General features: G+C 55.7%; 29 protein-coding genes and 1 riboswitch. Of the genes, 16 read left to right on the forward strand and 13 right to left on the reverse strand.

What is annotated here, in order from left to right; genetic code table 11:
• Window positions 1–80 precede the first annotated feature (80 nt).
• Window positions 81–482, forward strand: a complete 402-nt coding sequence (locus HMPREF9163_RS08980; protein ID WP_009441439.1) for a hypothetical protein — start codon at window positions 81–83, stop codon at window positions 480–482.
• 30 nt (window positions 483–512) lie between these two features.
• The gene (locus tag HMPREF9163_RS08985; RefSeq protein ID WP_009441440.1) at window positions 513–2,306 is read left to right on the forward strand and encodes a TM1812 family CRISPR-associated protein; all 1,794 of its coding nucleotides are present in this window, start codon (window positions 513–515) and stop codon (window positions 2,304–2,306) included.
• Window positions 2,307–2,456: 150 nt separating this feature from the next.
• Here the strand turns inward: HMPREF9163_RS08985 and HMPREF9163_RS08990 are convergent, their stop codons facing one another.
• From HMPREF9163_RS08990 to HMPREF9163_RS09020, 8 genes are all read right to left on the reverse strand, one after another.
• Window positions 2,457–2,879, reverse strand: coding sequence for a type II toxin-antitoxin system HicB family antitoxin (locus HMPREF9163_RS08990; RefSeq protein WP_009441441.1), 423 nt, complete (start codon window positions 2,877–2,879; stop codon window positions 2,457–2,459).
• Window positions 2,876–3,064 carry a type II toxin-antitoxin system HicA family toxin gene (locus HMPREF9163_RS11805; RefSeq protein ID WP_009441442.1) on the reverse strand — a complete coding sequence of 63 codons (189 nt, stop codon included), beginning with the start codon at window positions 3,062–3,064 and terminating at the stop codon, window positions 2,876–2,878. Before HMPREF9163_RS11805 ends, HMPREF9163_RS08990 begins: the two co-directional genes overlap by 4 nt.
• 51 nt (window positions 3,065–3,115) lie before the next feature.
• On the reverse strand, window positions 3,116–3,604 hold the full coding sequence (gene thiW, locus HMPREF9163_RS08995) for an energy coupling factor transporter S component ThiW (protein WP_009441443.1): 489 nt from the start codon (window positions 3,602–3,604) through the stop codon (window positions 3,116–3,118).
• Between the two features lie 10 nt (window positions 3,605–3,614).
• Complete coding sequence (gene thiD, locus HMPREF9163_RS09000) at window positions 3,615–4,415, reverse strand: bifunctional hydroxymethylpyrimidine kinase/phosphomethylpyrimidine kinase (RefSeq protein WP_009441444.1); 801 nt, start codon at window positions 4,413–4,415, stop codon at window positions 3,615–3,617.
• Window positions 4,416–4,427: 12 nt separating this feature from the next.
• Window positions 4,428–5,249 carry a hydroxyethylthiazole kinase gene (thiM, locus tag HMPREF9163_RS09005; protein ID WP_009441445.1) on the reverse strand — a complete coding sequence of 274 codons (822 nt, stop codon included), beginning with the start codon at window positions 5,247–5,249 and terminating at the stop codon, window positions 4,428–4,430.
• A complete protein-coding gene (gene cytX / locus HMPREF9163_RS09010; RefSeq protein WP_009441446.1) occupies window positions 5,246–6,421 on the reverse strand; it encodes a putative hydroxymethylpyrimidine transporter CytX in 1,176 nt (391 codons plus the stop codon). The genes thiM and cytX overlap by 4 nt, the downstream gene beginning before the upstream one ends.
• A 211-nt stretch (window positions 6,422–6,632) precedes the next feature.
• Window positions 6,633–6,739: riboswitch (TPP riboswitch) on the reverse strand.
• An 8-nt stretch (window positions 6,740–6,747) separates the two neighbouring features.
• A complete protein-coding gene (locus HMPREF9163_RS09015; RefSeq protein ID WP_009441448.1) occupies window positions 6,748–7,668 on the reverse strand; it encodes a PRC-barrel domain-containing protein in 921 nt (306 codons plus the stop codon).
• 28 nt (window positions 7,669–7,696) lie between these two features.
• Window positions 7,697–8,440, reverse strand: coding sequence for a tol-pal system YbgF family protein (locus HMPREF9163_RS09020; protein WP_009441449.1), 744 nt, complete (start codon window positions 8,438–8,440; stop codon window positions 7,697–7,699).
• A gap of 277 nt (window positions 8,441–8,717) precedes the next feature.
• Between HMPREF9163_RS09020 and HMPREF9163_RS09025 the strand changes: the two genes are divergently transcribed.
• The 12 genes from HMPREF9163_RS09025 to HMPREF9163_RS09075 all read left to right on the forward strand — a co-directional run bounded on the left by HMPREF9163_RS09025 (window position 8,718) and on the right by HMPREF9163_RS09075 (window position 18,469).
• Window positions 8,718–8,984 carry an HPr family phosphocarrier protein gene (locus tag HMPREF9163_RS09025; RefSeq protein WP_006696600.1) on the forward strand — a complete coding sequence of 89 codons (267 nt, stop codon included), beginning with the start codon at window positions 8,718–8,720 and terminating at the stop codon, window positions 8,982–8,984.
• An 86-nt stretch (window positions 8,985–9,070) separates the two neighbouring features.
• Entirely contained in the window at window positions 9,071–10,804 is a 1,734-nt protein-coding gene (gene ptsP, locus HMPREF9163_RS09030) for a phosphoenolpyruvate--protein phosphotransferase (RefSeq protein WP_009441452.1), read from the forward strand.
• Between the two features lie 123 nt (window positions 10,805–10,927).
• Window positions 10,928–11,122 (forward strand): ferredoxin, encoded by a 195-nt coding sequence (locus HMPREF9163_RS09035; RefSeq protein ID WP_037346837.1) that lies wholly within the window; start codon window positions 10,928–10,930, stop codon window positions 11,120–11,122.
• 104 nt (window positions 11,123–11,226) lie between these two features.
• Entirely contained in the window at window positions 11,227–12,300 is a 1,074-nt protein-coding gene (locus HMPREF9163_RS09040) for an aldose epimerase family protein (protein WP_009441454.1), read from the forward strand.
• Window positions 12,301–12,520: 220 nt separating this feature from the next.
• Window positions 12,521–13,711: an ADP-forming succinate--CoA ligase subunit beta gene (sucC, locus tag HMPREF9163_RS09045; protein WP_009441455.1), complete on the forward strand. Its 1,191-nt coding sequence runs from the start codon at window positions 12,521–12,523 to the stop codon at window positions 13,709–13,711.
• A 19-nt stretch (window positions 13,712–13,730) separates the two neighbouring features.
• Window positions 13,731–14,636 (forward strand): succinate--CoA ligase subunit alpha, encoded by a 906-nt coding sequence (gene sucD / locus HMPREF9163_RS09050; protein WP_009441456.1) that lies wholly within the window; start codon window positions 13,731–13,733, stop codon window positions 14,634–14,636.
• Window positions 14,637–14,765: 129 nt separating this feature from the next.
• A complete protein-coding gene (locus HMPREF9163_RS09055) occupies window positions 14,766–15,146 on the forward strand; it encodes a TPM domain-containing protein (RefSeq protein WP_071530375.1) in 381 nt (126 codons plus the stop codon).
• A gap of 9 nt (window positions 15,147–15,155) precedes the next feature.
• Window positions 15,156–15,740: a TPM domain-containing protein gene (locus HMPREF9163_RS09060; protein WP_009441458.1), complete on the forward strand. Its 585-nt coding sequence runs from the start codon at window positions 15,156–15,158 to the stop codon at window positions 15,738–15,740.
• Between the two features lie 31 nt (window positions 15,741–15,771).
• Window positions 15,772–16,656, forward strand: coding sequence for a hypothetical protein (locus HMPREF9163_RS09065; RefSeq protein WP_009441459.1), 885 nt, complete (start codon window positions 15,772–15,774; stop codon window positions 16,654–16,656).
• Window positions 16,657–16,704: 48 nt separating this feature from the next.
• On the forward strand, window positions 16,705–16,848 hold the full coding sequence (locus HMPREF9163_RS12115) for a hypothetical protein (RefSeq protein ID WP_009441460.1): 144 nt from the start codon (window positions 16,705–16,707) through the stop codon (window positions 16,846–16,848).
• 83 nt (window positions 16,849–16,931) lie between these two features.
• Window positions 16,932–17,612 (forward strand): hypothetical protein, encoded by a 681-nt coding sequence (locus HMPREF9163_RS09070; RefSeq protein WP_009441461.1) that lies wholly within the window; start codon window positions 16,932–16,934, stop codon window positions 17,610–17,612.
• Window positions 17,609–18,469, forward strand: coding sequence for a hypothetical protein (locus HMPREF9163_RS09075; protein WP_009441462.1), 861 nt, complete (start codon window positions 17,609–17,611; stop codon window positions 18,467–18,469). Before HMPREF9163_RS09070 ends, HMPREF9163_RS09075 begins: the two co-directional genes overlap by 4 nt.
• Before the next feature lie 58 nt (window positions 18,470–18,527).
• Here HMPREF9163_RS09075 and HMPREF9163_RS09080 read toward each other — a convergent pair whose 3' ends face one another.
• Complete coding sequence (locus HMPREF9163_RS09080; RefSeq protein WP_037346770.1) at window positions 18,528–19,337, reverse strand: DUF6630 family protein; 810 nt, start codon at window positions 19,335–19,337, stop codon at window positions 18,528–18,530.
• 207 nt (window positions 19,338–19,544) lie between these two features.
• On the opposite strand from HMPREF9163_RS09080, the gene HMPREF9163_RS09085 reads away from it, so the two are divergent.
• A complete protein-coding gene (locus HMPREF9163_RS09085; RefSeq protein WP_009441464.1) occupies window positions 19,545–20,432 on the forward strand; it encodes a fructose bisphosphate aldolase in 888 nt (295 codons plus the stop codon).
• Between the two features lie 115 nt (window positions 20,433–20,547).
• Here the strand turns inward: HMPREF9163_RS09085 and HMPREF9163_RS09090 are convergent, their stop codons facing one another.
• Window positions 20,548–21,429 (reverse strand): restriction endonuclease, encoded by an 882-nt coding sequence (locus HMPREF9163_RS09090; protein WP_009441466.1) that lies wholly within the window; start codon window positions 21,427–21,429, stop codon window positions 20,548–20,550.
• 215 nt (window positions 21,430–21,644) lie between these two features.
• Between HMPREF9163_RS09090 and HMPREF9163_RS09095 the strand changes: the two genes are divergently transcribed.
• On the forward strand, window positions 21,645–23,264 hold the full coding sequence (locus HMPREF9163_RS09095; RefSeq protein ID WP_009441467.1) for a DNA cytosine methyltransferase: 1,620 nt from the start codon (window positions 21,645–21,647) through the stop codon (window positions 23,262–23,264).
• A 43-nt stretch (window positions 23,265–23,307) separates the two neighbouring features.
• Here HMPREF9163_RS09095 and HMPREF9163_RS09100 read toward each other — a convergent pair whose 3' ends face one another.
• From HMPREF9163_RS09100 to HMPREF9163_RS09110, 3 genes are read right to left on the reverse strand one after another with little or no spacing between them, the layout of a single operon-like run.
• Window positions 23,308–24,057 (reverse strand): DUF6339 family protein, encoded by a 750-nt coding sequence (locus HMPREF9163_RS09100; RefSeq protein ID WP_009441468.1) that lies wholly within the window; start codon window positions 24,055–24,057, stop codon window positions 23,308–23,310.
• The gene (locus HMPREF9163_RS09105; RefSeq protein WP_009441469.1) at window positions 24,054–24,929 is read right to left on the reverse strand and encodes a hypothetical protein; all 876 of its coding nucleotides are present in this window, start codon (window positions 24,927–24,929) and stop codon (window positions 24,054–24,056) included. Before HMPREF9163_RS09105 ends, HMPREF9163_RS09100 begins: the two co-directional genes overlap by 4 nt.
• Window positions 24,913–26,817 (reverse strand): hypothetical protein, encoded by a 1,905-nt coding sequence (locus tag HMPREF9163_RS09110; protein ID WP_009441470.1) that lies wholly within the window; start codon window positions 26,815–26,817, stop codon window positions 24,913–24,915. Before HMPREF9163_RS09110 ends, HMPREF9163_RS09105 begins: the two co-directional genes overlap by 17 nt.
• Between the last annotated feature and the right edge of the window lie 18 nt (window positions 26,818–26,835).

Here is a 26,835-nt window from a genome sequence, read left to right on the forward strand (position 1 = left end):
ATTGCAATGACTTCATTCCTCCGATTGGATATAATACATCCTGTCAACAAGAGAAGTTAGGAATCAAGGAGGAAAAAAGTATGAGTATCTTTTCGGCAATCATGGGTATGTTCCGCTCGTCGGAGGAAGAGGCACAGCAGACATGGATGGAGGATGAGCAGCAGAGGCAGATGTTCGAGATGATGCGGCAGTCGGACGAAGTGGCTCAGTGGACGACAGAGGAGGCGCAGCGGGTAACTGATGAGGCAATGTGGGAATCGGAGGAGAGCATGCGGATGATGACGGACGATATGAACAGAGCGATGGATGATGCGCATTGGGAGGCGGATGATATGATGAGTTCCTCGGATGACAGTGATTGGAGCAGCGACAGCAGTTGGGACAGCGGCGATAGTTGGGATAGTAGTGATAGTTGGGGGAGCGACGACAGTTGGAGCAGCAGCGATGACAGCTCATGGGGAGGAGGCTCCGACTTTTTCTAAGGAAATCTCTCAAAGCACTGAGAAGAAAGGATGATCCTCTTGGACAAAAAGACCTACAACATCATGATTGCATTTGTGAGCAGCTTGCCCAAAATCCCGGAGACGGTGGAGTATAGCGGTGCGGACGACGGCACCGCTTTTTGTGGTATACAGACCAATGAGGCAGGCATCTATCAGCTGCAGCACAGTCTCCGCGAGGCGGGAGGACTGGATCGGATCATCCTCGTCACAAGCAAAGATGTTACAAAGCTTCATTCAGCAGAGCCATGGAAAAATATTTTTGAGAAATACGGACGTAGCTCCATGTCCGCCATCGACTTCCTAAAGGAGCAGGTCAAGGCAAAACACCCGGAGCTTGCAGAGCGATTCGAGGAAAGCGCCTTCGATGAGGACGCCGGCACGGAGGGGGCAATGCGCTACATCGCCGCCCTCGGCGACGTCATCCAGCGTGAACAGGAGGCGGCGGAGGCAGCGGGTCTGCACGACATTGTCCTGCACGCCGACATGACGGGTGGATTTCGCCATACCTCGATGATGATGCTCGCCATCATGCAGCTCTCGAAATACATGGGCATTCGCATTGGTCACGTCCTCTATGCAGGAAAAGATCGGAATGCACCAAAGGGAAGCATCGTGTTTGCCGACGATATCCATCGCATGTTCGACATGATCGCGGGCATGGACGAGTTTCAAAAATACGGTAGCGTACAGGCACTGGACGAATACTTTGGTGACACCAGAGCGTACAGCGAGCCATTCCGCAGCCTCCTTGGCGCAATGCGCAGCTTCTCCGACGCCATACGCATCTGCCGCACGAGCATCATCGAGAAGGAACTGGAAAGCCTCGGCGAACACATGCGCGTGTTCCGCAATCAGAGCGGCGGCCCCATACAGGAGGAGCTCTTTCGGCGGATCATCCGCGTACTCGAGAGGGAATACGGCACCGTCCTCGGCAGCGGCACGAGCGAGGAGCGCCACCTGAACATCATTGCATGGTGCCTGCGCAAGAAATTCCTTCAGCAGGCAATGACCCTCTGCACCGAATGGATTCCGCAGATCATCGTGGATAAGAGAATATGCTATACAGAGAATATTCTTGCCATGCGCAAGTGTAAGAAAAACGCAAAGAATGGTTTCCGCAGCTGGCAGCAGGAATTCATTATTTCGTATTCGGATAAACGCCCCAAAAAGACAGAAAACAAAATCCCTTATGGCGATGCGGGAGAAATGTTTTGCTTTATTTTGAAACACAATCGAGAAGCCCTTATCGCGGAGCTTCCTGAGGATCTGCAAAAGCCCCTGCGCAGCTTCCTCGATGCTCATCGCGAAAAACTTAACGTATACACCAACAAGGACATATTGCTACACCCGATCAATACAGAGAACGCCTCCCTAAGGCGTGCCATCGAGTATTTCAAAAAAGGGCAAAAGACCCCTTTGTCCTATCAGTTGATCCCCGAACGTGTCGGAGGTCTTTCCGAGGGCTGCGTGATAGAGATCTTCGGACTCTCCGCTGCAGATATCGACCGCCCGACGAAAACGCCCGCACCGCAGCTCACGGTCGAGGAGCTGCGCGAGCAAAAGTGGGCGAAGCGCGAGGCGGATTATCGCAGGATGCTCGCGGGGGCAAAGCGCATAATGCGCAGCGACCTGCCGCTCGACGCGGCGCTGGACTACCTGCGCGGCTACTTCGACATCCGCGAGGAGCGCAACCAGTCGAACCACGCTGTCGTCACCGCCGATCAGGAGAGCAGCAAGCTCGAAAAGACCATTACAGCATACATCGAAAAACTGCGCGCCTATCAGCGCGCAGTCACCCCCTGAGCCATATATACGGAAGAGGCTGTTGTACGAAGTCATTTGACTTGTGCAACAGCCTCTTCTATTCACCGCTTAAACGCTCTCCAACCACGCGACTATCACGTGGTTTTTCTTTATACGTAGAACAGTCGATGGATGCTCTATGTTATTTCGTTAAGTAGAAATCCCACACTCCCTGCGGATTGCATTCTGCAGGAGCTGAGAGAAGTTGATGTTGCGTTCGCGCGCAAGCGTATCCATCCATGCGGGGATGGTGAGGGTCTTCTTGACCGAGCGGCTGTCCACGCGCCGCAAGTACGCCGCCTCATCCCACGCGATGAGCGTCGTAAAGTCGCGCCCGCTCGTCTTGATGTCGGCGGGGTCAGTCGCAGGTGGGAACGGCTTCTTGTCCACTTTCAGTGTGTAGAGGTAGAGTCCGAGCGCATCTTCCGCCATAGAGATTGCCTCGTCGAGTGTATCGCCTTGTGTATAGCACCCCGGTAAGTCAGGAAAAAAAACAGAGTATCCCCCAGCCTCCGGTTCAGGATGAAAAACTGCGGTATATTGTTTTTTCGACATCTTAAACCAACTCCTCATTTTAATCCTGCATCCCGTAAAATAGAATGTAGTATCCCCGGCTTCATGTCCGTATTATGTAGTGGAAGCACAATAGTCATTGGGTTTTCATCATGTTTTAGTATATGATGTGAACCGTGTACACGCTCAACATACCATCCATGTTTCTTTAGGATTTTCAGCAATTCCTTCGAGGTCGTAGCCATCGCCTCCTCACAGTAAAGCTGACTATATACTAACACATATCAACACGTATTTCAATCCCGCCGAATCTTCGGCAACAGGAACCGCAGGAGGACATACGCGAGGATGCTGCCCGCGCCTGTGGAGAGGAGGAAGGGGACGATATAGACGGTGTAGCTCGAGGGCGTCAGTCCCATAAGGAGCGCGGCAACGGGGTATGCCGCGAGGGCTCCGAGGATGCCCGTGCCGAGCATCTCCGCGATGCAAGTGAGTTCGAGACGGCGTGTGTAATAGAAAGCGAGCCCCGCGAGGAGTGCGCCGATCATGCTGCCGGGGAATGCCATGAGGCTGCCGAGCCCCGCGATGTTTCTGAGGAGACTTGCAGCGAATGCAACGCCGACCGCCCACACGGGGCCGAGGAATACGGCGGCGAGGATGTTAACGAGGTGCTGCACGGGGGCGCAGCGGCTGCCGAGCACGGGGAAGCTAAAGAGTCCGCCAAGGACAGCGACGGCAACGAGGATGCCGGCGAGGGTGAGTTTGCGGGTACGTGTGTCAAGCATTGGAGTCTCCTTAGATGTATTCACTCTTGAGGTCAAAGCTGTGCGCGAGCGGGCCGCTGCCCGCGCCGAGGTCGAGCCCCGCTGCGAGTGCGCCAGAGAGGTACGCCTTGGCACGTTCGACCGCGCTGTCGAGTTTCATACGGCGCGCGAGATTCGAGGCAATCGCACTCGATAGAGTGCAGCCCGTGCCGTGGGTATTCGCGGTCGCAATGCGCCGCCCCTCGAACCAGCGTGCACCTGCCCCATCGACGAGCAGGTCGTTTGCATCGTCGACGCTGTGCCCTCCCTTCATGAGGACAGCCGCATGCGTACGCTCGTAGATGCGCGCCGCTGCCGCAGTCATCGCCGTGCGGTCGGTGATCGGCATATCGGCAAGCACCTCCGCCTCGGGGATGTTCGGCGTGATGATCGCCGCACGCGGCAGGAGGAGTTCCACGAGCGCATCGACCGCATCCTCGCTGATGAGCCGCGCACCGCTGGTCGCAACCATGACAGGATCGACAACGATATTCTTTGCCCTGTATTCATCCAGCTTCTCCGCAATGACACGGATGAGCGCTGCATCCGCGACCATGCCGATCTTCACGGCGTCGGGCGGGATGTCGGTGAATACGGCGTCGAGCTGCGCCGCGAGAAAGGCGGGCGGGACGGCGAGGATGTCGGTGACGCCCGTCGTGTTCTGCGCCGTGAGTGCGGTGAGGGCGCTCATGCCGTAGACACCGTGTGCGGTCATGGTCTTCAGATCCGCCTGAATTCCCGCGCCGCCGCTCGAGTCGCTGCCCGCAATCGTGAGTGCCGTATACATTTTCATCGTGTTCCCTCCTCAAAGTTTGGTAATGCTCGCGTGTGCCGCAAGTTCTTCGTCTGTCATGCAGTAAATGCTGTCGATGATGCGCGTGCGATACGAGGCGTTGCCGTCATGTTCCCCCATACGATCCCAAGCGAGTTCCCCCGCCACGCCCATAAGGGCGACCGTCTCCGCGACAGCGACAATGGGATCGCTCGGTGCTGTGGCAAGTGCCGCCGCAAGGAGCGCGGAGAGCTGACAGCCCGTGCCCGTGACCCGCCCCATCTCGGAACGTCCGTTACGCACAGCATAACAGGAGCTACCGTCCGTCACAAGGTCGACTGCGCCCGTGACGGCAATAATCGCGCCCGTGCGTGCGGCAAAGGCGCGCAGGAAGTCCGCCGACACCGCCAGATTCTCCTCGGTGACGGCATCCGCCGCATCCGCATCGACGCCCGAGGTCGTGCCCGTACCGACGGCAAGCGTCCGAATCTCGGAGATATTGCCGCGCACAAGAGTGGGATGCACTTCATCGAGGAGACGTATCGCGGTTTCGGTGCGGAGCTTGCTCGCGCCCGCACCCACAGGATCGAGGACGACGGGATGCCCGAGGTCACGCGCGCGCTTTCCTGCGGCGTGCATGCTCGGGATCGTACGTGCGTTCAGCGTGCCGATGTTGAGGCAGAGCCCCGCAGAGAGCGCGGTGATCTCCTCCGCCTCGGCGGGATCGTCCGCCATGACGGGGCGCGCCCCGATGGCGAGCAGGACATTCGCCACATCGTTGACCGTGACGTAGTTTGTGATGCAGTGGATCAGGGGCGCAGCGCGGCGTATCTTTTCGATGATGGAGCTGTTCATTGGGGTTTCCTTTCAAATATGCGATGCGTCAGCAGTGCAAGCACGAGTGTGATTGTCATGGTCGGCAGTGTACTTCCGACTGGAGTGTCGAGTGTCATGAGATAGCGATAGCAGAGGAATCCGACGAGCCAGACAGCGAGGTTGACCGCGTGGACGGAGCGCCCCGCCGCATCCTCGCGCAGGATGAAGTAGCTCGCAATCTGGACGGCGATCATCGGTGCAAAGACCGAGCCGATGATGTAGAGGAAGCCCGTGATGTCATCCATCGGATAGAGGGATGCCGCGACCGCGCCGAAGACAGTGACGCCGATGCCGACCGCGCGCCCCGAGATGCCGCGCACGATGCTCTCGCTCGAGACGCCCGCCGAGTAGGCATCAAGGTAGGTGGTTGTAACCGTCGAAAGGACGACGACGCCGAGCCCCGCCGCGCCGAGCCCCGCGTGGAGCATGATCTGCGCGATGTCCGACTCACCCGTGAGGATTGCCGCCCCCATGCCGATGAAGTACATCCAGCAGCTGATAAGACCGTAGACAACAGCGCTGACGGCGGCAGCTGCGGCGGGTTTCTCCGCCTCGCGCGTATAGTCCGAGATGAGCGGCAGCCACGAGAGAGGCATTGCAATCGACAGCTCGAGCGCCATCGCAAAGCTCATTGCCTCGCCCGCAGGCGAGGACTCCGCCGCGCCCGAGCCGCCCATGATGACGGAGCAGAGGAGCACGGTGAGAAGGAAGAGCGCTGTCATCGCGACGACGTTCACGCGCTCAATGCGCAGGATACCGATGCGAATCCATACAATAATCAGAGCCCCGATTACGAGACACCAGATCCAATGCGATATCGCCATGACACTGCCCGCTGCAAGCGCGCCGTCATAGATCATGATGCTCGTCCAGCCGATGAGCTGCAGGACGTTCAGTGCAGCAAAGAGGAGTCCACCGCGCGCCCCGAACGCCATCTTGACCGTCTCCATCGCGCTCCGCCGCGTCCGCGCGCCGATCAGCCCCGCAAGGAAGAGCAGCGCGCAGCCGATCACGTGCCCGACAACGATGGCAATACCGCCGTCGCGAAAGCCGAGCGGCGCAAAAAACGTGCCCGTCAATATCTCCGCGAGCGAGACGCCCGCACCAAACCAAATCAGCGCATTCGCGCCGAGTCCTGTCCTCTTTTCCATGATGAACCTCCTTCTTATCTGCTCAAAACGCCCCTTCCACCATGCTTCGCATGGTCCCCCTCCCCCGCTTCGGCGGGGGAGGCTTTGGGATACGGTAGTCAGCTTCCCCCGTCAGAACGGGGGAAGTGGCGAGCATCGCGAGCCGATAGGGGCGCCTGTAGTTTAGGCGACTCTCTAGCGATAAAAACGCGGCTATGCCAATGACATAGCCGCGCTGCGTGCGTGTTTTCCCTACGTTGGCATTATCCAAATCAGGTCGTGGGTCGGGACGCATTGTCCCCTCTCAACCGCCGCATGGCAGCTCCCCTATTCTATTATACTTGCTCTTACTGTGCGCTCATCGACAGCTCGATGAACTTATTACCAAGCTTCGCCTTCTGCAGGACTTCCTCGGTGATGTCCGCGCCCGCCTCGACGATGACAACGCCGTTGTCCATCTTGATCGTACGCGTCGCCTTCTTGCCGAGCAGGAAGCGGCGATGACGATCCTCGTTCACGCGATCCGTACTCTTGTCCTCGGCGGGCTCTGCTGCTGCCGGCTCCTCAGCAGGTACTGCAGGCTCAGCCGTAGATGCCTCCTCTGCGGGAACCTCGACAGGCGCCTCCTCCACAGCAGGCACCTCTGCCGGCTCCTCAGCGGGAACCTCAGCAACAGGAGCCGCAGGCTCCTCCACCGCAGGTGCAGCAACTTCAGCCACCGGCTCAGCCGCAGCCTCTTCGACCACGGGCGCTGTCACAGCGGATGCCGCCGGTGCAGCCGCTGCGTCAGATTTTTTTCCGGCATCGCCCTCCGGGGAGATAACCGTAACTTCCTTGCCAAAGATAGAGACCTGATCCGCCGTCACCTCGGAGGTCGAGCCCTCGGGCGTCGTGATCTCGCATTTCTCAATATTGCCGTCATCGCCGATAAAGATCTCAGTGATCGTGCCCTGAATGACACCCGTGCGCGTGATCGCCTTCGTGCCGATGACGCGGATGTTGTCGTCGAGCAGGGTCTCGAAATCGCCTGCCGCATCGAGCGTCAGGATGTTCTCGCTGTTGTTGATCGTGACGGCATCTTCGCCGACTGCAATGACATTATCGTAGGGAATGAGCTTGACTCCGCGATACCAGTCCTCGTCCTCAATCGTGATTGCCGCGACAACGCGGTTCGGTGCATCGATGAGAAGGGTCTTGCTCATGCCGAGCTCGCGCCCTTCTGTGATGCTGATGACGGGAAGTCCCAGAATGTCAACGCTTTTCTTCATGTGTATTCCTCCATTTTACTATAAAATGTCAGGTGTTCGGCTCCTCGGCGCGCCGATCTGCCTCGGCGAGAATCTCCTTTGGAACATCACCAAAGGGGAGCGAGGGCGTTCCCTGCGCCGCGAGCATATGAGAAACGACGGTCAGGGCTCTGCGGGAGCGCTCAAACTCCTGCGCCATGACGGCGTTCTGTGCAATGATGGGAAGCGCGCGCGCCTCGTCAAAGAGGCGGAGCGCCGCATCGTAGTCCCCGCGTCGCTTGTAAAGCGTCGAGAGCTCGATGATGAGATACGGCATATAGGAGTCATCCGGATAGCGCGCAAGCGCTCTGCGATACGCCGCAATGGCACGCAGCGGCTCGCTCTCCGACGCCTCGTATGCAATATCCAGCAGTGCATCCAGGCTCTCCGCTGTCAGCTCCGGCAGCTGTGTCAGCTGCGGCTCAGGAAGCGTCTCCGTGGGGAGCTCGCACTCCTGCGTCTCGGCGTAGACCGCCGGTGCAAGCGCGGGCACACGATCCACCGTCGGCGTCTCTGCCTCCGGCTCTGCCGCGAGCGCCTCCTGCATTTCGACCGTCTGCGCACGTCGCCCTGCACGCGCCGTGAGAAAGCGGTTGTAGAGCGTTACAATGAGTCCCGCACCCGCAATCAGCGCGCCCATCTGCATATAGTAGACCTCGGTGAGCGGCGGGCGCAGAGCGATCAGCCCCGCAACGACGCCGATGCTTATCAGGACGGCAAAAATGAGCGAGGAAAGGCGAATCTGCTGCTGCAATGCCGTCGCCCCCTTTTCACACGACCAACCCCCGATACAGCGGGCATACTGATAGGTATTCTAAGACGATTTCGACATGAACGCGCAAATTCCTTCTTTGGATACCGTAAATATTAAAAAATTTCGCCGCTCTTTTTCCAAAACTTTTTTCTTTCGGCTCTTTTTTCATTTCTTATTTTATAGTATAATGGCTGTGACATTCATTCGCGTGCGCAGATGCAAGTCGTGTGCGTGAGGGGAATATAGGCTGATTCACTAACGGATGGGAGAGGTTCACATGACGCAGGAAACAGTGATGATCGAGAACAAGACGGGCATTCATGCACGTCCCGCATCGGTGTTCGTTCAGACGGCAACGAAGTTCAAGTCCAAGATCCAGATCGAGGCAAAGGGCAAGAAAGTTGACGCCAAGAGCATTCTCATGCTGATGAGCATGGGGCTTGTCAAGGGCACGGAGCTCACCATCATCGCCGAGGGCGAGGACGAGGCAGCAGCCGTGAAGGAGCTCGCAGATCTCGTCAACTCGAAGTTCGGCGAAGAGTAATCGGATAACTACGGGACGCCCCGAGGTTTTGCAGTACACTGTTTGCCTCGCGGCGTTTTTTCATAGGAATAGGGAGGGTGTTAGATATGGCGGAAACAATCCGTGGAAAAGGCGTCATCTCCGGGATCGCCGTCGGCAAGGTCATGCTCGCAGGGCAGAACCTCGACGGCTATCTTGCAGCCTATAAGCCCGGCTCCGTCGCAGAGGAGCAGAGCAAGGCGGAGGCGGCACTCGTCGCCGTCACCGAGACTCTGCTCGCGACCATCGAGCGTCTGCGCAAAGAGGAGCAGGCGGAGCAGGCAGCCATCCTCGAGGCACATCGCATGATGGTACAGGATCCGATGATGGCGGAGAACATCAAGGCAAAGATCGATGCATCGGGCAGCGCACCGCAGGGCATCCTCGACGCGGCGAACGAGCAGGCACAGCTCTTCGAACAGATGGAGGACGAGTACTTCGCCGCGCGCGCGATCGACCTGCGCGATGTGGGCAAGCGCATCGCCAAGTACGTCCTCGGCGTCAAGGAGCCTGAGATCGGCGCGGGTCAGGTCATCCTCTGCGGCGAGGAGATCGAGCCGTCCGTTGTGGCGGGGATGCCCACGGAGCAGATTGCGGGCGTCATCCTCGGCTCGGGCAGTGCAACGAGCCACGTCGTCATCATCGCAAAGGCGCGCGCAATCCCGACTGTCCTCGGCATCGGCGACAAGATCAACCTCATCCAAGACGGCGATGAGCTGATTCTCGACGGCAGCCGCGGCGACATCATCATCCGTCCGACCGAAACGGAGCGCGCACTCTATCAAACCAAGATCGAGGAGCAGAAGAAGCTCGCGGCGCACTACGCGGCACTCAAGGATCTCCTGGCTGTGACGAAGGACGGCGTGCGCATCGAGCTGACGGCGAACATCGGCACGCATATGGACGTGGACAACGCGCTCACATACGGCGCGGAGGGCGTCGGCCTCTTCCGCTCCGAGTTCGTCTTCATGGGCTCCACGACAATCCCAAGCGAGGAAGACCAGTTCAAGGCATATCGCGCCGCTGTCGAGAAATGCGGCGGCCACATCTGCGTCATCCGCACGATGGACATCGGCGGCGACAAGCCCCTGCCCTACCTCAACATCGACCCCGAGGAGAATCCGTTCCTCGGCTACCGCGCACTGCGCATCAGCCTCGACCGTCATGACCTCTTCCTCCCACAGATCAAGGCGATCCTGCGCGCAGGACTCTACGGCAAGGCGGCGATGATGGTGCCGATGGTCATCAGCGTCAGCGAGATCCAGCGCGTACTGAAGCTCGTCGAGCAGGCAAAGGTCGAGCTCGCCCACGAGGGCAAGGAGTACTCCGACGACGTGCAGATCGGCATCATGGTCGAGACGCCCGCCGCCGCTGTTGTCTCCCCACTCCTCTCCCAGTACGTCGACTTCTTCAGCATCGGCACGAACGACCTCATCCAGTACACGCTCGCGGTCGACCGCGGCAACGCACAGATCGCGAACCTCTACAACCCGTTCAACCCCGCCGTCCTCCGCCTCATCCAGCGCACGATCCAGAGCGCGCGCGAGCGCGGCATCTGGGCGGGCATGTGCGGCGAGATGGCGAGCGACCCGTACGCCGCCGTCATCCTCCTCGGCATGGGCATCACGGAGCTCTCCATGAGTGCGCCGAGCATCCCGCGTGTCAAGGAAATGATCCGCTCCGTCACCTCGACGCAGGCAAAGGAACTCCTCGCCGATGTCATGAAGATGGAGCACGGCGTCGAGATCCGCGCCTACCTGCACAAGATGCTCGAGGGCTCGGACGCAAGCACGGGGATCTGATTGTTGCTGCAGTCACAGACATCTGCGCACATATAGCTCATACTGTAGGCGTGTGTTATATTTGATATGAAAAGACTCCTGCTGCGCCTCGGTGCAGCAGGAAATTTTCATTTGGAGAGTGCGATGAAACTATCCATCGACACCGACGCCTGTGTCTCCTGCGGCATGTGCGCGGAGCGGCTGCCCGACGTCTTCCGCATCGACCGCGTGGCACGCGCTGCGGTTATCGTGCGCCAGCCGCGGCCCGCCGAACAGGACGATGCCATCGAGGCGGCGGAGGACTGCCCTGCGGGCGCGATTGTTTTAAGGAAGCACTGATAAAACCAGCGTTTCCCTATCTTTTTTTCGTGGAAAATACGTGAGAATGTGCTACAATAGAGAAGGGTTTTCGACTGTCGTTTCTGTTTCGGGGGGAATCTGCAATGACGGAATTGAAGTTGGAGCCGTTCGGCACAATGCCGGGCGGGGATCGGATCGATCTCTACACGCTGACGAATGAGCACGGCACACGGGTCGCGATCACGACCTACGGCGCGCGCCTCGTGAAGTTCGAGCGGCTCGTGCACGGCGCGCCGCTCGACATTGTGCTCGGCTATGAGACGGGCGAGGACTATGTCGCTGACACTGCCTCGATGGGTGCCATTGTCGGACGCCACGCGAATCGCATTGCGGGCGGGCGCGTCACGATCGCAGGGCGCCCCTATCAGCTCGAACTGAACTCGGGCTCACACAAGCAGAACCACATCCATGGCGGCACAAGGGGGCTGCACTATCACCTCTGGACGGCAGAGATCGTGGACGGCGGCGTAGAGTTCACCGCGATCAGTCCCGACGGAGAGGGCGGCTACCCTGGCAATTTCGAGGCAAAGGTCGCCTATCGTCTCACGGACGATGACGCACTCCACATCTCCTATCGTGCTGTCAGTGACGCGGACACGATCTGCAACCTCACGAACCACGCCTACTTCAACCTCGAGGGGGCGACGGCGGACAGCGTGCTCGATCACGAGGCGGAGATCTATGCGGACGAGTTCACGTGGGCGGATGCAGAGTCCCTGCCCGACGGGCGCATCCTCACGGTGTTCGGCACGCCGATGGACTTCACAACGCCGCACCGCATCGGCGAACGCATCGACGCGGACTACGACCAGCTGCAGATGGCGGGTGGCTATGACCACAACTGGGTGCTACGCGGCGACATCGCACCCGAGCCGTATTCGCATCTGAAGAAGGCGGCGCGCGTCACCTCCGCGAAGACGGGGCTTGCCCTCTCCTGCTATACGACACAGGTCGGCATGCAGTTCTACACCGGCAACGCCCTCGCGAAAAAGCCCCTCATCGGCAAAGGCAGCAGGCAGTTCCCACGGCGCGGCGGCTTCTGCCTCGAGACGCAGTTCTTCCCGAACGCGCCCGCGAATCCTGCATTCCCCCAGCCCGAACTGCGCATGGATGAGGTCTGGGAGGCGGAGACCGTCTACAAACTCGATAATTTATGAGGAAGGAAAAGGGTGTTATGCGAAGCTAACGACTTCGTATAATTCCCTTTTCTATCTTTTTCTATCTTTATGATCACATCTCATCTATAGCAGATACTTATAACAAGTCAATTTTTTCAATTACTCATTTATATAAAACAGCTAGACTTTTCTATCAAAGAAGCGTAAGATAGGAGTTATAAAGACTTCTGCTCACAAAAATTAAGGGAGGATTGACTAAATGAATATTCATGAGTACCAGTCCAAGCAGGTTCTGCGCGAGTTCGGCGTGAACGTGCCGAACGGTCTGCCGGCGTTCACCGTCGACGAGGCAGTCGCAAACGCAGAGAAGCTTGGTTCCCCCGTCATCGTTGTCAAGGCGCAGATCCACGCAGGCGGCCGCGGCAAAGCGGGCGGCGTCAAGATCGCAAAGAACGTGGATGAGGTGCGTGCCTACGCGCAGGAGCTTCTCGGAAAAGTCCTCGTCACGCACCAGACCGGCCCCGAGGGAAAAAAGGTCGGACGCCTCCTGATCGAGGAAGGCTCGAAGATCAAGAAGGAATACTATCTCTCCTTTGTCGTTGATCGCCAGACGGCGAGCATCGTCATGATGGGCTCCGAGGAGGGCGGCGTCGAGATCGAGAAGGTCGCGGCGGAGACCCCCGAGAAGATCATCAAGGAGTACATCGACCCCGTCATCGGACTCGCCCCGTTCCAGGCAACACGCATGGCATACGCGATCAACATCCCCGCACCTGCGATCCGCAAGGCGGCCGCACTCATGCAGGGACTCTATGACGCATTCATCGGCAAGGACTGCTCGCAGGTCGAGATCAACCCGCTCGTCGTCACCGAGGACGATGATGTCATCGCACTCGATGCGAAGCTGAACTTCGACGACAGTGCACTCTTCCGCCATCCCGACATTGCAGAGCTGCGCGACGAGACCGAGGAGGATCCGAAGGAGCGTGAGGCTGCGGCTGCGGGGCTGAACTACGTCAACCTCGGCGGCGATGTCGCGTGCATGGTCAACGGCGCAGGCCTCGCGATGGCGACCGTCGACATCATCAAGCACTACGGCGGTGAGCCCGCGAACTTCCTCGATGTCGGCGGCGACTCAGAGCCCGAGAAGATCGCAAAGGCGTTCAGCATTATGCTCGAGGGCGGCCAGGCAAAGGGCATCTTCGTCAACATCTTCGGCGGCATCAACCGCTGCGACAACATCGCGAACGGCATCATCGAGGCGGCAAAGATCATCTCCACGGATGGGAAATCCCTCCCCGTTCCCGTCGTCGTGCGCCTCGAGGGCACGAAGGTCGAAGAGGGTCGCGAGATCCTGAAGAACACACCGATCGGCAACGTCTTCCCCGCGCCCACGATGGAAGGCGGCGCAGAGCAGATCGTCAAACTCGTTGCCGTGGCAAAAGCCTGATCGAAAGGGAGGTCATACAATGTCAGTTCTGATTGATAAAGATACCAAGGTCATCGTACAGGGCATTACCGGCAAGGCTGCCATGTTCCACACGAAGCAGATGCTCGACTACGGCGCGAAGATCGTCGGCGGCGTCACCCCCGGCAAGGCAGGTCAGCAGGTCGAGGGCGTGCCCGTATTCAACACCGTTGCGGACGCAGTCAAGGCAACGGGCGCAACCGCCTCTGTCGTCTACGTCCCCGCGCGCTTTGCGGCGGACTCCATCCTTGAGGCGGTCGACGCAGAGCTCGATCTCGTCGTCTGCATCACCGAGCACATCCCCGTGCTCGACATGGTGAAGGTGCGCCGCTATATGCAGGGCAAAAAGACGCGCCTCGTCGGCCCCAACTGCCCCGGACTCCTCACCTCCGGTCAGTCGAAGCTCGGCATCACGCCCGGCTCCGTCAGCAAGCCCGGCCACGTCGGACTCATCTCGCGCTCCGGAACACTCACCTATGAGGCGGCATTCCAGCTCACGAACGCGGGCATCGGCCAGACGACCACCGTCGGCATCGGCGGCGACCCCGTCAAGGGCACGGACTTCATCGACGCGCTCCAGCTCTTCAAGGACGACCCTGACACCTACGCTGTCCTCATCATCGGCGAGATCGGCGGCACGGCGGAGGAAGACGCTGCAAAGTGGATTCAGGAGAACATGAAGGACAAGCCCGTCTCCGCATTCATTGCGGGTCGTCAGGCGCCTCCGGGCAAGCGCATGGGTCACGCAGGCGCGATCATCTCCGGCGGCAAGGGCACGGCAGCGGACAAGGTTGCAGCCCTCAATGCGGCGGGTATCCCCGTCGCGGATACCGTCGCCCACATCGGCGAGACGATGGTGAAACTCCTCAAGGAGAAGGGTCTCTACGACAAGTGCCACACCTGCTGAGGTAAATAACGGCAATACGAACGCCCCCGCAATGCGGGGGCGTTTTTGCATGCGCAAAATTTCCTCAAAAAAACTTTGAAAACCTGTCATTTATGACAGTTACAAAAAATTCAAAAGTATGCTACAGTAATATTAGTATGCGACAACTTACACATAAATGAGCTCTTTCGCAGCTGGGGCATCGGAGACGCGCGGATGAACAACGGTGTCCTCCTGCTGATTGCAAAGGACGACCGCGCCTTCCGCATCGAGGTCGGCTACGGGCTCGAGGGCGCAATCACGGACGACTACGCGGGCAGCGTGCTCGATGCGATGACCCCCGCGTTCCGCAACGAGAACTACTCCGCGGCAATTTTGCGGGCGTATGGTGCGCTCGCACAAAAGGCGGCTGCGGAGTACGGCGCAGAGCTTGCGGGGCTCGGTGCTGCGCTCGGCATCCCGGCAAAGCCCGCGCATCTCGGCAGCGTGGCGGATTTCGGCGACCTCCTGTTGCCGGAGGACGCCACATAGATTGAGAAGATGGGCGAGGATCTCATGAATGCGACGGGCGCACAGCTCATCCTCGTCACCATGCCGACGCTGAGCGGCGTGAACGATCGGCAATCTGCAGAGCAGCTCCTTGCGGGCTGGCATCTCGCGGATGCAGCGCAGGGAAAGAGAGTCCTGCTCCTCGTCGCAAAGGAGGAACGCACGGTCGGGGTTTTCTACGGTTCCGCACTGGGGGCTCTGGACCAGAGTCACGATACGGTATATGCAGAAAATCGCATTCGATCCGAGTTTTCCATGGACAAGGACGATCTTTCCGAACAAATACGAAAGAGCTATGGCCTGCTTGGCGTGCAAATATGCGAAGCAGCCCATGTCACCGTGCCGGACTCGATTGACGAGGGATCCAGTGCCCCTTTCTACCATTATGTAGGTGGATTCCTCATCGCGATTCCTATCCTCCTGCTCATCCTCTGGATTGTGGGGCCGGTGTTCGGCCTTGCTGTGCTCTCCCTATCCGTCCTGCTGAATCTCCTCACTTCAGGAAAATACAGCGGCGGAGGGGGTTCCGGGAGAGGCGGCGGCTATGGTGGCTACGTTCCCGAGGTGAAGTTCTGATGTAATTTCAAACCGCGAAAGGATGAGAACAATGCTCCATACCTACGCTGCAAAATGCGCACTTGCCGCCCTCACAGCCCTCTCCATCTGCACAAGTGCAGCATTCGCCGCGCCCGCAGTCCCAGATGCAGAGGCACAGCTGGATGTAATCGCGCGCTCCCACGCCCTAAAGGCGGAGATTGACACAGTCCGCATCCGCAGCCGCGAAAATATGACCGCATATAAATTCTGCGCTGCCGTCACGGATCTTGACGACGACGGACGGCTCGAACTCCTCATCAGCCGCCGGACGCTCAGCTATGAGCCGCTCCTGCGTGCGGGAAACGAGATCTCAGAGGAGCAAAAAGAAGGTCTCACAGAGCTTGCGGAGATGTTTCCCCGCTATATCCACGGTGCGGCTTATGAGATCAACGCGGACGGCACACGTCTTGTGCCGCTTGACATCGTGGACAGCAGGACGTCTGCAGAGCTCCCCTATAAGGGCGGCGGCTTTCCCGACCTCATGAGCATCCATGTGCGGCCGACAGGGGTAAACGGCACTCCCGTCTATTTGGCATCTGCCGCGCGCATGACCGGCGAGAGCACCGTGGAGGACGGCCAAGAACGCTACGGCATCGTGGGCGAGGGGTACACGATCCGCCTTGAGGGCGGCGTGCTCATCGTTGCGCAGACGAGCATCACCAAGGGGACTGCCGGGGTCTACGGAGCATACGTCGAGCCGTACTATACATGGAGCCAGGATCTCATCACAGGCCATACGTACGATCCGAGCAGCATTCCGCCCGAGATCCGCCACACCGATGACGGCCCCACGCTCGATCCCATCTCATGGGAGTATCTCGAGCAAAATCCGCACGAAGCGCTCACATCCTCATGGTACAGCTGGACGCACGACGGAGCGGTGGTCAGAGGATGAGCGCACGAACCGCCGCACCGTAATCCATTGTACGAAAGGAGGATCCCCATGAAACACTTCAAGAAAGGACTGCTCGCAGCAGCTGCACTCCTCGTTCTCAGTGCGGTCACGGCGTCCGCCGCTGCTGCCCCCTATGCCTCATCCTCTACTGCAGCGCAATCAAGCATCCCGCCGATGCGAATGCGCAGCTGAAGATCATCGCCGAGGCAGAGCCGCTCTGGAAGGACGAATTCGTCGCTCGGTGGGACGCAGGGCAGACACCGCAGCCCCACCTCATGCGCTTCAACCGCCGTCTGACGCACATCGCCGTCACCGACCTCGACCACAACGGCAGGCTTGAGCTATTGTTTCGCCATGCGATGACGCTGATGGATATATCCGGCCCCCATGCGGCGGGTGTTGTGGATATCCCGATTGATATCAGCCTGTCCGCCTACGAGATCTCTGCGGACGGACGGCTCGAACGCCTCCGCGCAGAGAACGGCTACGATTGGCCCGATCTGATGAACCTCCACCCCCTCAGTGAGATTGACGAGCACGGCACGCGCTGGCATCATGTCCGTACCGTGACCGTCTCCCGGAGCGATTACTTCACGGGCAATGCCCCTTCTTACACCTATACAGCGTCCTATCAGCGCGTCGCCCTCGACCATGGAACGCTGCGCTGTCAGCTGCTCGCCGTGGAAAAAGGTAGCTATCGGGACGTGGACAGTCCCTCCACCTGCAGGAAAATCAACGTCTCCGCCAGTGTCTTTGACGGCGATCCCGCCCATACGAATATGAGTGAACGGGAATTTCAGCAGACCGATCTGTATCAGACCTTTGACGAGGCACTCCTGCCGCCAAGCTCCATCCGCTGGGTGAGCGGCGACGAACTCAACCGCGACCCGCAGGAAGCCCTTGCCGCCTCGTGGGCAGGCTTTGTCTACGGCGCATTGGAAGGAGCAAAAGGATGAACGCATGGAAAAAAACCATCATCACGGCACTTGCCGCATTCTCGCTGACAGCATCCGCCTCCGCCGCCCCCGCAGCGATCGACACCGAAGCGCAGCTCGATGTCATGGCGGCATCGGGTGTGATACAGGAGGAGATCAACACCCTCTATCACACATGGGACGGCATCCTAAAGAGCGGCATGGCGAAGCGCAGTCACTACACGTTCTATGCCGCCGTCACCGACCTCAATCACAACGGACGACTCGAGCTCCTCATCAGCCGGCACTTCCTGAACAGAGATCCACTCTACTATGCGGGGGACGGCATCTCAGAGGAACAGAAAAAGGGCCTCAAATACCTCTGCGACAACTATCCGAGTCAGATCTACGGCGCAGCGTATGAGATCAGCGAGGACGGGACAACGCTCGAGCCGTACGCTATCAATAATGCGAACACACAGTTCCCCGACCTCACGCGTCTCCACATCCGAGGGAAAAATACGGACGGACACTACATCTACATGGTCGATACGCAGCGGATGCCGCGCGACGAAAGCTGGACGAGCGCAACGGATCGCTACGGCATCGTATACGATGCCCAGATTCTCTGGGCCGACGTCGACCTTGGCGTCGGAACGAACGCCCATGCGGAAGGGACTGCAGGTATCTACGGCGAACAGGTCGAGCCGTTCTACACCTCGATGCAGCTCCTTTATCTGAACAAGGACGTCGATCCCTACGGCAGCGAGGCCGAGGCGTTCCTACGCAACCGTCTCGACAGCGGACGCCGCGTGAGCTTCGTCTCATGGCAGGCACTCGATGCGGATGCACGTGCCGCCCTCGCCTCCTCGTGGTACGGCTGGTCGTACGAAAACTAATCGCAACATACAAAAGCAGCGATCTGCATGCTCTTGCAAATCGCTGTTTTTGTATATCTCACATCTCCTCTGCCCGCGCAATTCGGTGCAGGAGAACACGGGCGCATTCTGCCGCGCGCACAAAATCTGCCCTTGTCAAAACAAGCAGAACATAGTCCTCGTTGTTCATATCCATCGCAGCAAGGACATGATCGTGCCAATGCGCATTCACATCCTTGCTCCAGACAGAAATCCCGTCCGTCTCACCGAGCATATCCCCGTCAACAGCAAGTCCCGTGCCTGCTGTCAGCGACTGCACGGCAGCAACAAAATCCTCCCGCTCGCTCTTCCAGTCGAGCGCCACTGCCCTGCCGCTGCGCACCAGTTTTTTGCAAAGACCCTCCCACGCAGTGTCGATGCCTGTGGAACCTCTCACCTGTAACTTTTTTTGCAGCTGCTTCGTATATGCGACATCCACGCACAGAATATTGGCAAACGCAGCGAATGTGTCCGCAATCGCTTTTGGATCGTCTTCGGTCGGCTCATATTCCGCGACATCGGGAAGCACTCTTTTTTGCACGAAGGCCTTCATGATCTGCGCCGCATCGTCATACGAAAGTCCCGCGCGACAGTATCTTTTTCCCTCCATTTCCAACAGCAAATTCACCTGATCGGCAGTCGCCCCGCTGATTGCCTTCATCGACGTGCAGCCCTCGACCGCCTGCGGCGGGCAGATCTCCACAAACATATTGTATCCGTCCCGCATGGACTTCAATTCGTTCTCGATCCCCACAATATGAAAGCCGTGACGGTTCATCGAACTGCACTTCAGGCACCAGTCTTCATAGGTGCTGAACATCTTTGCCTGAATCCAATGATATAAGCGCATCAGCGGAATCCTCCCCATATATTCGATGCCGTTACCTTACGATATTTCAGCGGGTGGGTCAAGCACAAGGATACACGAACATCATTTATTTTTGATAAATCCTCTTATAAGAATTGATTTCACTTCTCAACTGCGTTATAATAAGGTCAGAATCCAACAGGGGAGTTTTCCCCTCTCTCATATGTTCACAACTAGGAGGTATGTCCAATGAATCAACAGCAGCTCAAACGCATGACCGAGGACAAAGGCTTTATCGCCGCACTTGACCAGAGCGGCGGCTCCACGCCGAAGGCACTCAAGGCGTACGGCGTCGACGAGAGCGCCTATCACGGCGAGGAGGAGATGTTCACGCGCGTCCACGAGATGCGCACCCGCATCATCAAGAGCCCCTCGTTCGACAAGAGCCGTATCCTCGCGGCAATCCTCTTTGAGAACACGATGGATCGCAAGATCGACAGCCTCTTTTCCGCTGATTTCCTCTGGAATCAGAAGGGCATCGTCCCCATCCTCAAGGTCGACAAGGGGCTTGCCGACGAGAAGGACGGCGTTCAGCTCATGAAGCCCATCCCGGGACTCGACGAGCTGCTTGACCGCGCAAACGAGCGTCACATCTTCGGTACAAAGATGCGCTCCGTCATCAAACAGGCGAACCCCGACGGCATCCGTGCCGTCATCGACCAGCAGTTCGAGGTCGGCATGCAGATCGTCCACAAGGGACTCGTCCCCATCCTCGAACCCGAGGTCGACATCCACTGCCCCGACAAAGCAAAGGCAGAGGAGATCATGCTCGGCTGCATGAAGGAGCACCTCGCAAAGCTGCCCGCCGATGCCAAGATCATGTTCAAGGTCACCATCCCGACCGTCGACAACCTCTACGCAGAGATCATGAAGGACAGCCACGTCGTCCGTGTCGTCGCACTCAGCGGCGGCTACACCATGGACGATGCGAACGAAAAACTCGCCCGCAACCACGGCCTCATCGCCAGCTTCTCCCGCGCCCTCGCGCAGGATCTGCGCTTCTCGCAGAGCGACGATGAATTCAACGCCGTCCTCAAGAAGGCAATCGACAGCATCTATCAGGCATCCATCACCTGATGCCAGCCTGACAGTACTGTCCTTTCCCCTATATTCTCACGAACAATCCCCCGTCGCAGCTCTGCGGCGGGGGATTTGTTGTTAAAAATATTCTTCATCATCCCCCAGAATACCATCAAAGGCTCATGAAATACTCCTCGTCAATTTCATAGCTACGAACTTCACGGAGACCAATGTTGTATTCTGCCAGTTTTTGCAGCAGTTCCTCTCCATCGATCAGGTCTATTTGCTGTTTTCCGGGACTAACCGCCTCATCTCTCGCCGCCTTAGAAAAGGTGCCTGTTGTAATAAAAATACCTTTTTCAATATCTGTAGTCAATGATCCACGAAAGTCTCGAATGTCTGCTGCTCCTACAACACCCTTATATCGCTTGCACTGAAACGCCACATTGAATGTGAGAATGCCATTGACTTTCAACTTTCCATTCCCATCAATGCCGCCATCCCCCGATTTTTTTGTCACAGAGACTTGAGAAAATCCACATTCACGCAAGAGCCGTTGCGCTAATTTTTCAAATCCATAGGGGTTCATCTCCATGAGAATACCCGAAAGACGCCGTTCCCATGATCGGCCCTCATCCGACACGTCTGCTATTGTCAGCCCCTGTTCATTTGTATTGTCACCGAAATCATTTCTGTTGGGGGAAAGCTGTTGCCGCACAGTACGGATAATTTCATTTTTATCAATTTCTACCTGTTCCACCATTTTCTGATACTGAGGAGCAATTGACCATACGCCCCGAGCACTATTTTCGATCAACCCATATTTTTTCAAATATGTTCGCGCCCATTTTGCACGATATTCGAGCTCTGTCTCATTTCCAGTCTCTTTGTGTGGTTCATCAACTATTTCCTCCGATAACCCCAACTGCCTGATAATCTCTGCATCAATCTCACTATTGGTACCTGAGCCTCCTAATTGAACGAGAGCATACCATGTTGGTTCTATCAACAGTCGATAATCAGGGCATTTCGTCTGCTTTTTTTTGCGCGTCATATTCGATAATCCACCTCTCAAATCGATATACACTATATTCGACTTACAGAAACAGTTTACCTGCCTTTATTGTAGGAGAAATCATTCTCCCAGCAAAATGTCTGATTCCATATAAGAGCCATCAACTCCGATTTATAAACTATTACAAAAGTTGCTTTCTCTTGCATATCGGTCATAAATCGTCTAATATTGCCATAGCAACAATCAGAAATTAGGTGACGTTTATCAAGACATATAGCATTATCGATCTCTTTGCCGGCGCTGGAGGTCTTAGCCTTGGATTCCGACAAACCGGACGGATGAACATCGTCGCGGCGGCAGAGATTAACCCCAACGCAAGAAAGACATACAAACGAAACTTTCATGTAAAACAGCTCTATACAGATGTCTGCACGATTGATTATGCAGAGCTAAAAGCATCCGTCGGACAGATTGATATGGTGATCGGAGGACCACCATGTCAGGGGTTTTCCAATGCAAATCGCCAGCGTACCAGCCTGATCAATATGAACAATCGCCTTGTAAAAGAATACGTTCATGCAATCTGTACGTTGCGACCGACGGCATTCATCATGGAAAACGTCGCGGCACTGCGCTCAGAAGCTCACCGTTTCCTTGTAGACGAATCAGACCTGAGCAACGAGCGTACTATGAGACTGACGCTACGAGATGATTCCCTCGATATACTTCCTGCAAGGGCAGTGTTCAACGGCGCACTGGAATTTATGCGAACGTTTGACAACAACGATTCCTATTTTTGGGTAGAATCGTTCTATAAAACGATCCGAGCACTCTATCGTTTCCGTAAAAATCAAGATAAATTCGATGCCTCGTTACAAAAACATAGCTCGACACTCCTGCCACAGTTAAAACAACTCGCGCAGAGGGAGAAAACGGATGCGGCCTCCAGGCTCCTACATGAAAAGGATGCCGCCTTCGCAGAGAGACTGCTCACATACATAGCGCAACAAACCGACTTTTCCATGATGATACAAAGCATGGAGGAAGTACTTCTATTGCAGCATGCGTTCCGAAAATCAAGGGAGCTTGCACAAAATCGCATTCACATCTTTGACTATCGCGAAGAGAAAGGGGCTATTGTCGCCCTAGTCAAGTCCTATGCCGTACTTGACTACATCAAAATAATGTTGGATGCTGAGCCGCATAAATATACTTTGTACGAGCACACACTGAATGCGCTACACTATGGCGCACCACAGCGAAGGGAGCGCTTTATCCTCGTTGGATTATCACACAGTTGCCAAGCAGAATATACACCGCCAACAGCGCTCTATCATGAGGGCTTTTATCGGACCGTGCGCGATGCTATCGGCGATCTTCAGGAAATCCCTCCATCTGTTGATGTCGATAGTGATTCCATTAAACTCCCTCCACGGAGCGATGTCTCCGTGCTTGCAAAAAATCTGCGAGGAATGCGTCTTTACAACCATGTAGTAACAGCAACAGGCGATACTGCATTGACACGATTCCGTGCGTTACAGGAAGGTCAGAATTTCCACGATCTCGATTCCTCCCTCAAGACCACATATACCGATACCACGCGCACACAGAATACGATCTACATGCGTCTACGCTATGACGAGCCCTGCGGAACGGTCGTAAACGTACGGAAATCCATGTGGATTCACCCCACGCTGGATCGTGCAATCTCCATCCGAGAAGCGGCACGGTTGCAGACTTTTCCAGATTCCTTTATCTTTGAAGGGACAAAAGATGCCCAATATCAACAAGTTGGCAATGCTGTTCCTCCATTTTTAGCAAAGGCGATTGCACACAGTCTCCTTGACGTATTGGATCAACTGCCAGATGAATGAAAAATGGAGCGATTCGTCCGCATCGGATGAATCGCCCCATTTTTCATATTGCCTGTGTGAGCACCGAATTTATTTCTTTTACTTTTTCATATATTTTCTCATATATATGTTTTTCGGGCAAGCAGTCTAGAATGTATACGCCACCAAGGAGATTGAGATACTTTGCAAGCTCTCCGACAACATTTGTATCGATCCGCATCCCGTTGTTGTGCGCATCAATAACGGCAGACAGAAACCCGCGTGTGATCGATGGATTATTCGAAGTATTACGCTCCAAAACGTGCATGATGTAGTCCGCATTTTCGCATATGAACCGCGTCAACTCCCACGGATCATCTCGTCTCTCATCATGAGTCAAGCGGCCGATCCACCAGAGACGAGAAAGCGCATTACGTGTGAGGGATCGACGTGGCCCGAACCCAAAGAAAAAGTGCTGTGTGATATGAGGTACCGTACATTTTGCATCAACATCCCAACGATATTTGACGTATTTCCAAAACGGGCCAAGACAAAGCCCCGCCCACAATCGCTCATCCGATGCCTGCGACTCGGATAGAAACCGGAAGTTTTCATAGATGCGTTTCGCATTTTCCGCGTCTGTCCGAAATCCTTTTTCTGCTGACATATCAAGCACGACGTCCTGAACTTCCACAAATTTGCTATCCGTAAAGAGCGGGTGTTCCAGCTCCGCCTCCAACTGTTTTGACGACTCTGCCCGAAAGTGCTCTATCCACACTGAAAGATTCGTCTTAATGAGATCGATATTATCGTAGCTCACGAATTGAATTTTCATTCGTCATCCCCTCCGGAGAACCCCGCAAGCATCTTAAAGGCATCTGATACAGGCTCATTGATGAGGCTTTGTGCAAGACGCATCACATCCTGCTCCTCAAATTCTTCTGAAGAAATGTCACAGTCAAATTTTGTTGCAAGTGTTTTGGCTAAAACGCGATACCATAGATTCTCTGCGTTCTCTTCACGCTCCGACACAGATACTCTTTTCAACTCACCAAGGACATAGATGAGAGCTGGCACTATCGTCAGAGAGTTCAGCACTGCTTGAATTTGAGGTGTCTTACTCAGTTGCTTATAACTATAATAGTCATCCATAGGCAACTTAATGACAATCTTTCTGCCAGAGTAGTCCACCATCATGTGCTTACAAGTATCATCGGCATTTCGCGCGATACTGAATATGGACGGCATGTGCTCCAGTTCATCAACATCCTTTGAAATATGTACCGCTACCATCTTTCCGGATGCCATAATGCAGCCAGCCTCGATATCAAAGGAGATACCACGATAGTCCTCATGAAAATCCTCGCTGGAATATCCTTGAATATCCTCAACTGCCACGATAAACGAACAAATTTGAAGCGTCCCATTGAGGTGTTTATCGGAGAGCAGCTCACTAGCTATGACCTCTCCTGTCTGAAACACCTTACGAAAGCCCGTTTGTGCACATTCCATATGATAGACATATTTTGCCTGACCAGATCGGATCAGTTTTTTTAGTGCATCATTTGTTAGCTCTGCGGTGAAGTCAACGCGCAGGTGATATCCTTCTTTGCGGGGTTCAATCACGGCATTGAATTTTCCCGATTGATAATCATCGGAATAGGTGGAAAGAACCGGATAGGGATAGAGCCTATACTTTATTTCCATACCCTTTCACCTCCATGGGGCAGTAGTCATGATAGTCGATTTGAACATCAATCTTTAGCGGTTGCTGTCTCGTAAAGTTGATGTTTTGAATTTTGTTTCCCTCAACCGTCAGATTTGGATGTGTCGCGCAATGTGCTGATAGAATGTTAGCATCATATGCCTGGGATTCTGCGGACATGAATATCTCAATCACGCCATCACAGGCAGAGATCGCCGGTGTAAAGATGATGGTATACTTGCCCTCTTTCCGATCTCGAACCAGATTGCGGATATGACTTGCCGGAATCGTCGACAGTGCCTGTCTATGTTCTTTGGGAATATCACCACCACCATTACCTGCATGATGTCCGCCTCCATTACCGCCCCCGTTTCCTGCGCCCTGATCACCACTTCCCCCCTCACCCGGAAGCCCAGAAACCGAAATCTCTCCCGTATCATTCGGGTGCTGTGTCTCTGCCGTGTCTTCATCCTGTTCGCCCGACGACGGTGGCTTCACCTCAGTCACACGGGAATCAACATCATGGATGGTATCCAGGATACGCTCTTCCTTTTTCTCATTTGCCGCCTCTTCTTCCTGTTTTGCAGACAGATACTCTCCAACAGGGGGATCCAGTTCCTCCTCACTACTGTCATCCCGCATCTCATTCAAGCTCTCACGAATAAACTGAGAGAGTTGCTGCAACAGTTTTTTTGCCTTTCTCTGATTATCGGCACGCTCCACTTCCCATTCGAGATGTTGAGGATTCTCAAGGGTCCTCAGATACGTGTTGAGTTCCACTCCTTCGATATAGAGCACACCCGCAAATGGAATGATGCCGTTAATATGTCCTTTGTCCTTGATTTTCATCCCAGTCTGCCGAACCATCGCAACCCGACGATGAAACCCGGCTTCGATCATGAGGCGAAGTGTAACCTTTCCACAGGTTTCCGGATCCTCTGTAAACAGCTTTTCAAACGTACACACTTCTGTGCGATTGAGTAGCGTCTGATAGTATTCATCTGCGCGTTCACGAAAATAATCCTTATGCGACTCGACCAATCCGTCAAGCGTATCCTTAGAAATCTGAGTGCCATCCACGTCCACGACAAGAGTCCCATTGAAAACAGCGTATAAAAATCCATCCAAAATAGATGCTACCATCTGTTCTCGCCAATGTTCATCCCCATTAAATCCAAGGATGAAGATGTCCGTTCCATGTTGCCCCGCAAGGCGATGATACTCCGAGTCCAGAGAAATTTGCTCATAGACAGGTGCATTTTTTTCTCCCCCATAGAACCCGATGCCTTGTGTGATTTCCTCGCTTGCGTTTCGGAACGATGTGAGACGCGAAACACCTTGGTAAGCAGACTGATTGGCTGAATCCAAGGTGCTGTAGAACACGGTCCGAAATACCGAGCAGGCAAAAGGGGCATACTTCCCTATACCGAACGAGCCGCCATTGCTCCCGCTTTTGTCCGATGCACCGGACGACTTCGTCAAGTTGCACCACGCGGAGTTATATTCTTCTCGCGCTCCCGTGAGTCCGGTTGTATTGTAGTCACTAATGCGTAAGCAAGTGATTGCGACGTTGTTGGCGACGGAGAGTGCCGTCTCAAAAAAAGACTTTGCCCAATCCGTCGTTTGCCCAGACCAGAACGCCAGCGAACGCTTCAGTGCGTCGTATAACCCCTCGAAATCCGGAATGTCCGAAGGTGCAATCTGAAAAGCCTTAAATTCGATTTTCGTCGGCTGTCCGCTCTGATCATTGGCATCTAGGGAGTTCTGGCAAATCTCGCGTGCCAGAGATTTCATCGGCGTTCCTTTGAAAGTCTCAACGCCGGAATCCGCGATTCCAAAAATCTGCCCGAAATTATTGGATGGAAAGTTCCATTTGCGCTTCTGCCCCATATCAACCTACACTTTCTA

Origin of the sequence: Selenomonas sp. oral taxon 138 str. F0429, assembly GCF_000318175.2 — a bacterium.
Classification (GTDB): domain Bacteria; phylum Bacillota; class Negativicutes; order Selenomonadales; family Selenomonadaceae; genus Centipeda; species Centipeda timonae.

Bases quoted from the DNA above. Each gene is read 5' to 3' on its own strand.
- HMPREF9163_RS08980 (WP_009441439.1), top strand. From the start codon at position 81: ATGAGTATCTTTTCGGCAATCATGGGTATGTTCCGCTCGTCGGAGGAA.
- HMPREF9163_RS08985 (WP_009441440.1), top strand. From the start codon at position 513: ATGATCCTCTTGGACAAAAAGACCTACAACATCATGATTGCATTTGTG.
- HMPREF9163_RS08990 (WP_009441441.1), bottom strand. From the start codon at position 2,879: ATGAGGAGTTGGTTTAAGATGTCGAAAAAACAATATACCGCAGTTTTT.
- HMPREF9163_RS11805 (WP_009441442.1), bottom strand. From the start codon at position 3,064: ATGGCTACGACCTCGAAGGAATTGCTGAAAATCCTAAAGAAACATGGA.
- thiW (WP_009441443.1), bottom strand. From the start codon at position 3,604: ATGCTTGACACACGTACCCGCAAACTCACCCTCGCCGGCATCCTCGTT.
- thiD (WP_009441444.1), bottom strand. From the start codon at position 4,415: ATGAAAATGTATACGGCACTCACGATTGCGGGCAGCGACTCGAGCGGC.
- thiM (WP_009441445.1), bottom strand. From the start codon at position 5,249: ATGAACAGCTCCATCATCGAAAAGATACGCCGCGCTGCGCCCCTGATC.
- cytX (WP_009441446.1), bottom strand. From the start codon at position 6,421: ATGGAAAAGAGGACAGGACTCGGCGCGAATGCGCTGATTTGGTTTGGT.
- HMPREF9163_RS09015 (WP_009441448.1), bottom strand. From the start codon at position 7,668: ATGAAGAAAAGCGTTGACATTCTGGGACTTCCCGTCATCAGCATCACA.
- HMPREF9163_RS09025 (WP_006696600.1), top strand. From the start codon at position 8,718: ATGACGCAGGAAACAGTGATGATCGAGAACAAGACGGGCATTCATGCA.
- ptsP (WP_009441452.1), top strand. From the start codon at position 9,071: ATGGCGGAAACAATCCGTGGAAAAGGCGTCATCTCCGGGATCGCCGTC.
- HMPREF9163_RS09035 (WP_037346837.1), top strand. From the start codon at position 10,928: ATGAAACTATCCATCGACACCGACGCCTGTGTCTCCTGCGGCATGTGC.
- HMPREF9163_RS09040 (WP_009441454.1), top strand. From the start codon at position 11,227: ATGACGGAATTGAAGTTGGAGCCGTTCGGCACAATGCCGGGCGGGGAT.
- sucC (WP_009441455.1), top strand. From the start codon at position 12,521: ATGAATATTCATGAGTACCAGTCCAAGCAGGTTCTGCGCGAGTTCGGC.
- sucD (WP_009441456.1), top strand. From the start codon at position 13,731: ATGTCAGTTCTGATTGATAAAGATACCAAGGTCATCGTACAGGGCATT.
- HMPREF9163_RS09060 (WP_009441458.1), top strand. From the start codon at position 15,156: ATGGGCGAGGATCTCATGAATGCGACGGGCGCACAGCTCATCCTCGTC.
- HMPREF9163_RS09065 (WP_009441459.1), top strand. From the start codon at position 15,772: ATGCTCCATACCTACGCTGCAAAATGCGCACTTGCCGCCCTCACAGCC.
- HMPREF9163_RS12115 (WP_009441460.1), top strand. From the start codon at position 16,705: ATGAAACACTTCAAGAAAGGACTGCTCGCAGCAGCTGCACTCCTCGTT.
- HMPREF9163_RS09070 (WP_009441461.1), top strand. From the start codon at position 16,932: ATGCGCTTCAACCGCCGTCTGACGCACATCGCCGTCACCGACCTCGAC.
- HMPREF9163_RS09075 (WP_009441462.1), top strand. From the start codon at position 17,609: ATGAACGCATGGAAAAAAACCATCATCACGGCACTTGCCGCATTCTCG.
- HMPREF9163_RS09080 (WP_037346770.1), bottom strand. From the start codon at position 19,337: ATGCGCTTATATCATTGGATTCAGGCAAAGATGTTCAGCACCTATGAA.
- HMPREF9163_RS09085 (WP_009441464.1), top strand. From the start codon at position 19,545: ATGAATCAACAGCAGCTCAAACGCATGACCGAGGACAAAGGCTTTATC.
- HMPREF9163_RS09090 (WP_009441466.1), bottom strand. From the start codon at position 21,429: ATGACGCGCAAAAAAAAGCAGACGAAATGCCCTGATTATCGACTGTTG.
- HMPREF9163_RS09100 (WP_009441468.1), bottom strand. From the start codon at position 24,057: ATGAAAATTCAATTCGTGAGCTACGATAATATCGATCTCATTAAGACG.
- HMPREF9163_RS09105 (WP_009441469.1), bottom strand. From the start codon at position 24,929: ATGGAAATAAAGTATAGGCTCTATCCCTATCCGGTTCTTTCCACCTAT.
- HMPREF9163_RS09110 (WP_009441470.1), bottom strand. From the start codon at position 26,817: ATGGGGCAGAAGCGCAAATGGAACTTTCCATCCAATAATTTCGGGCAG.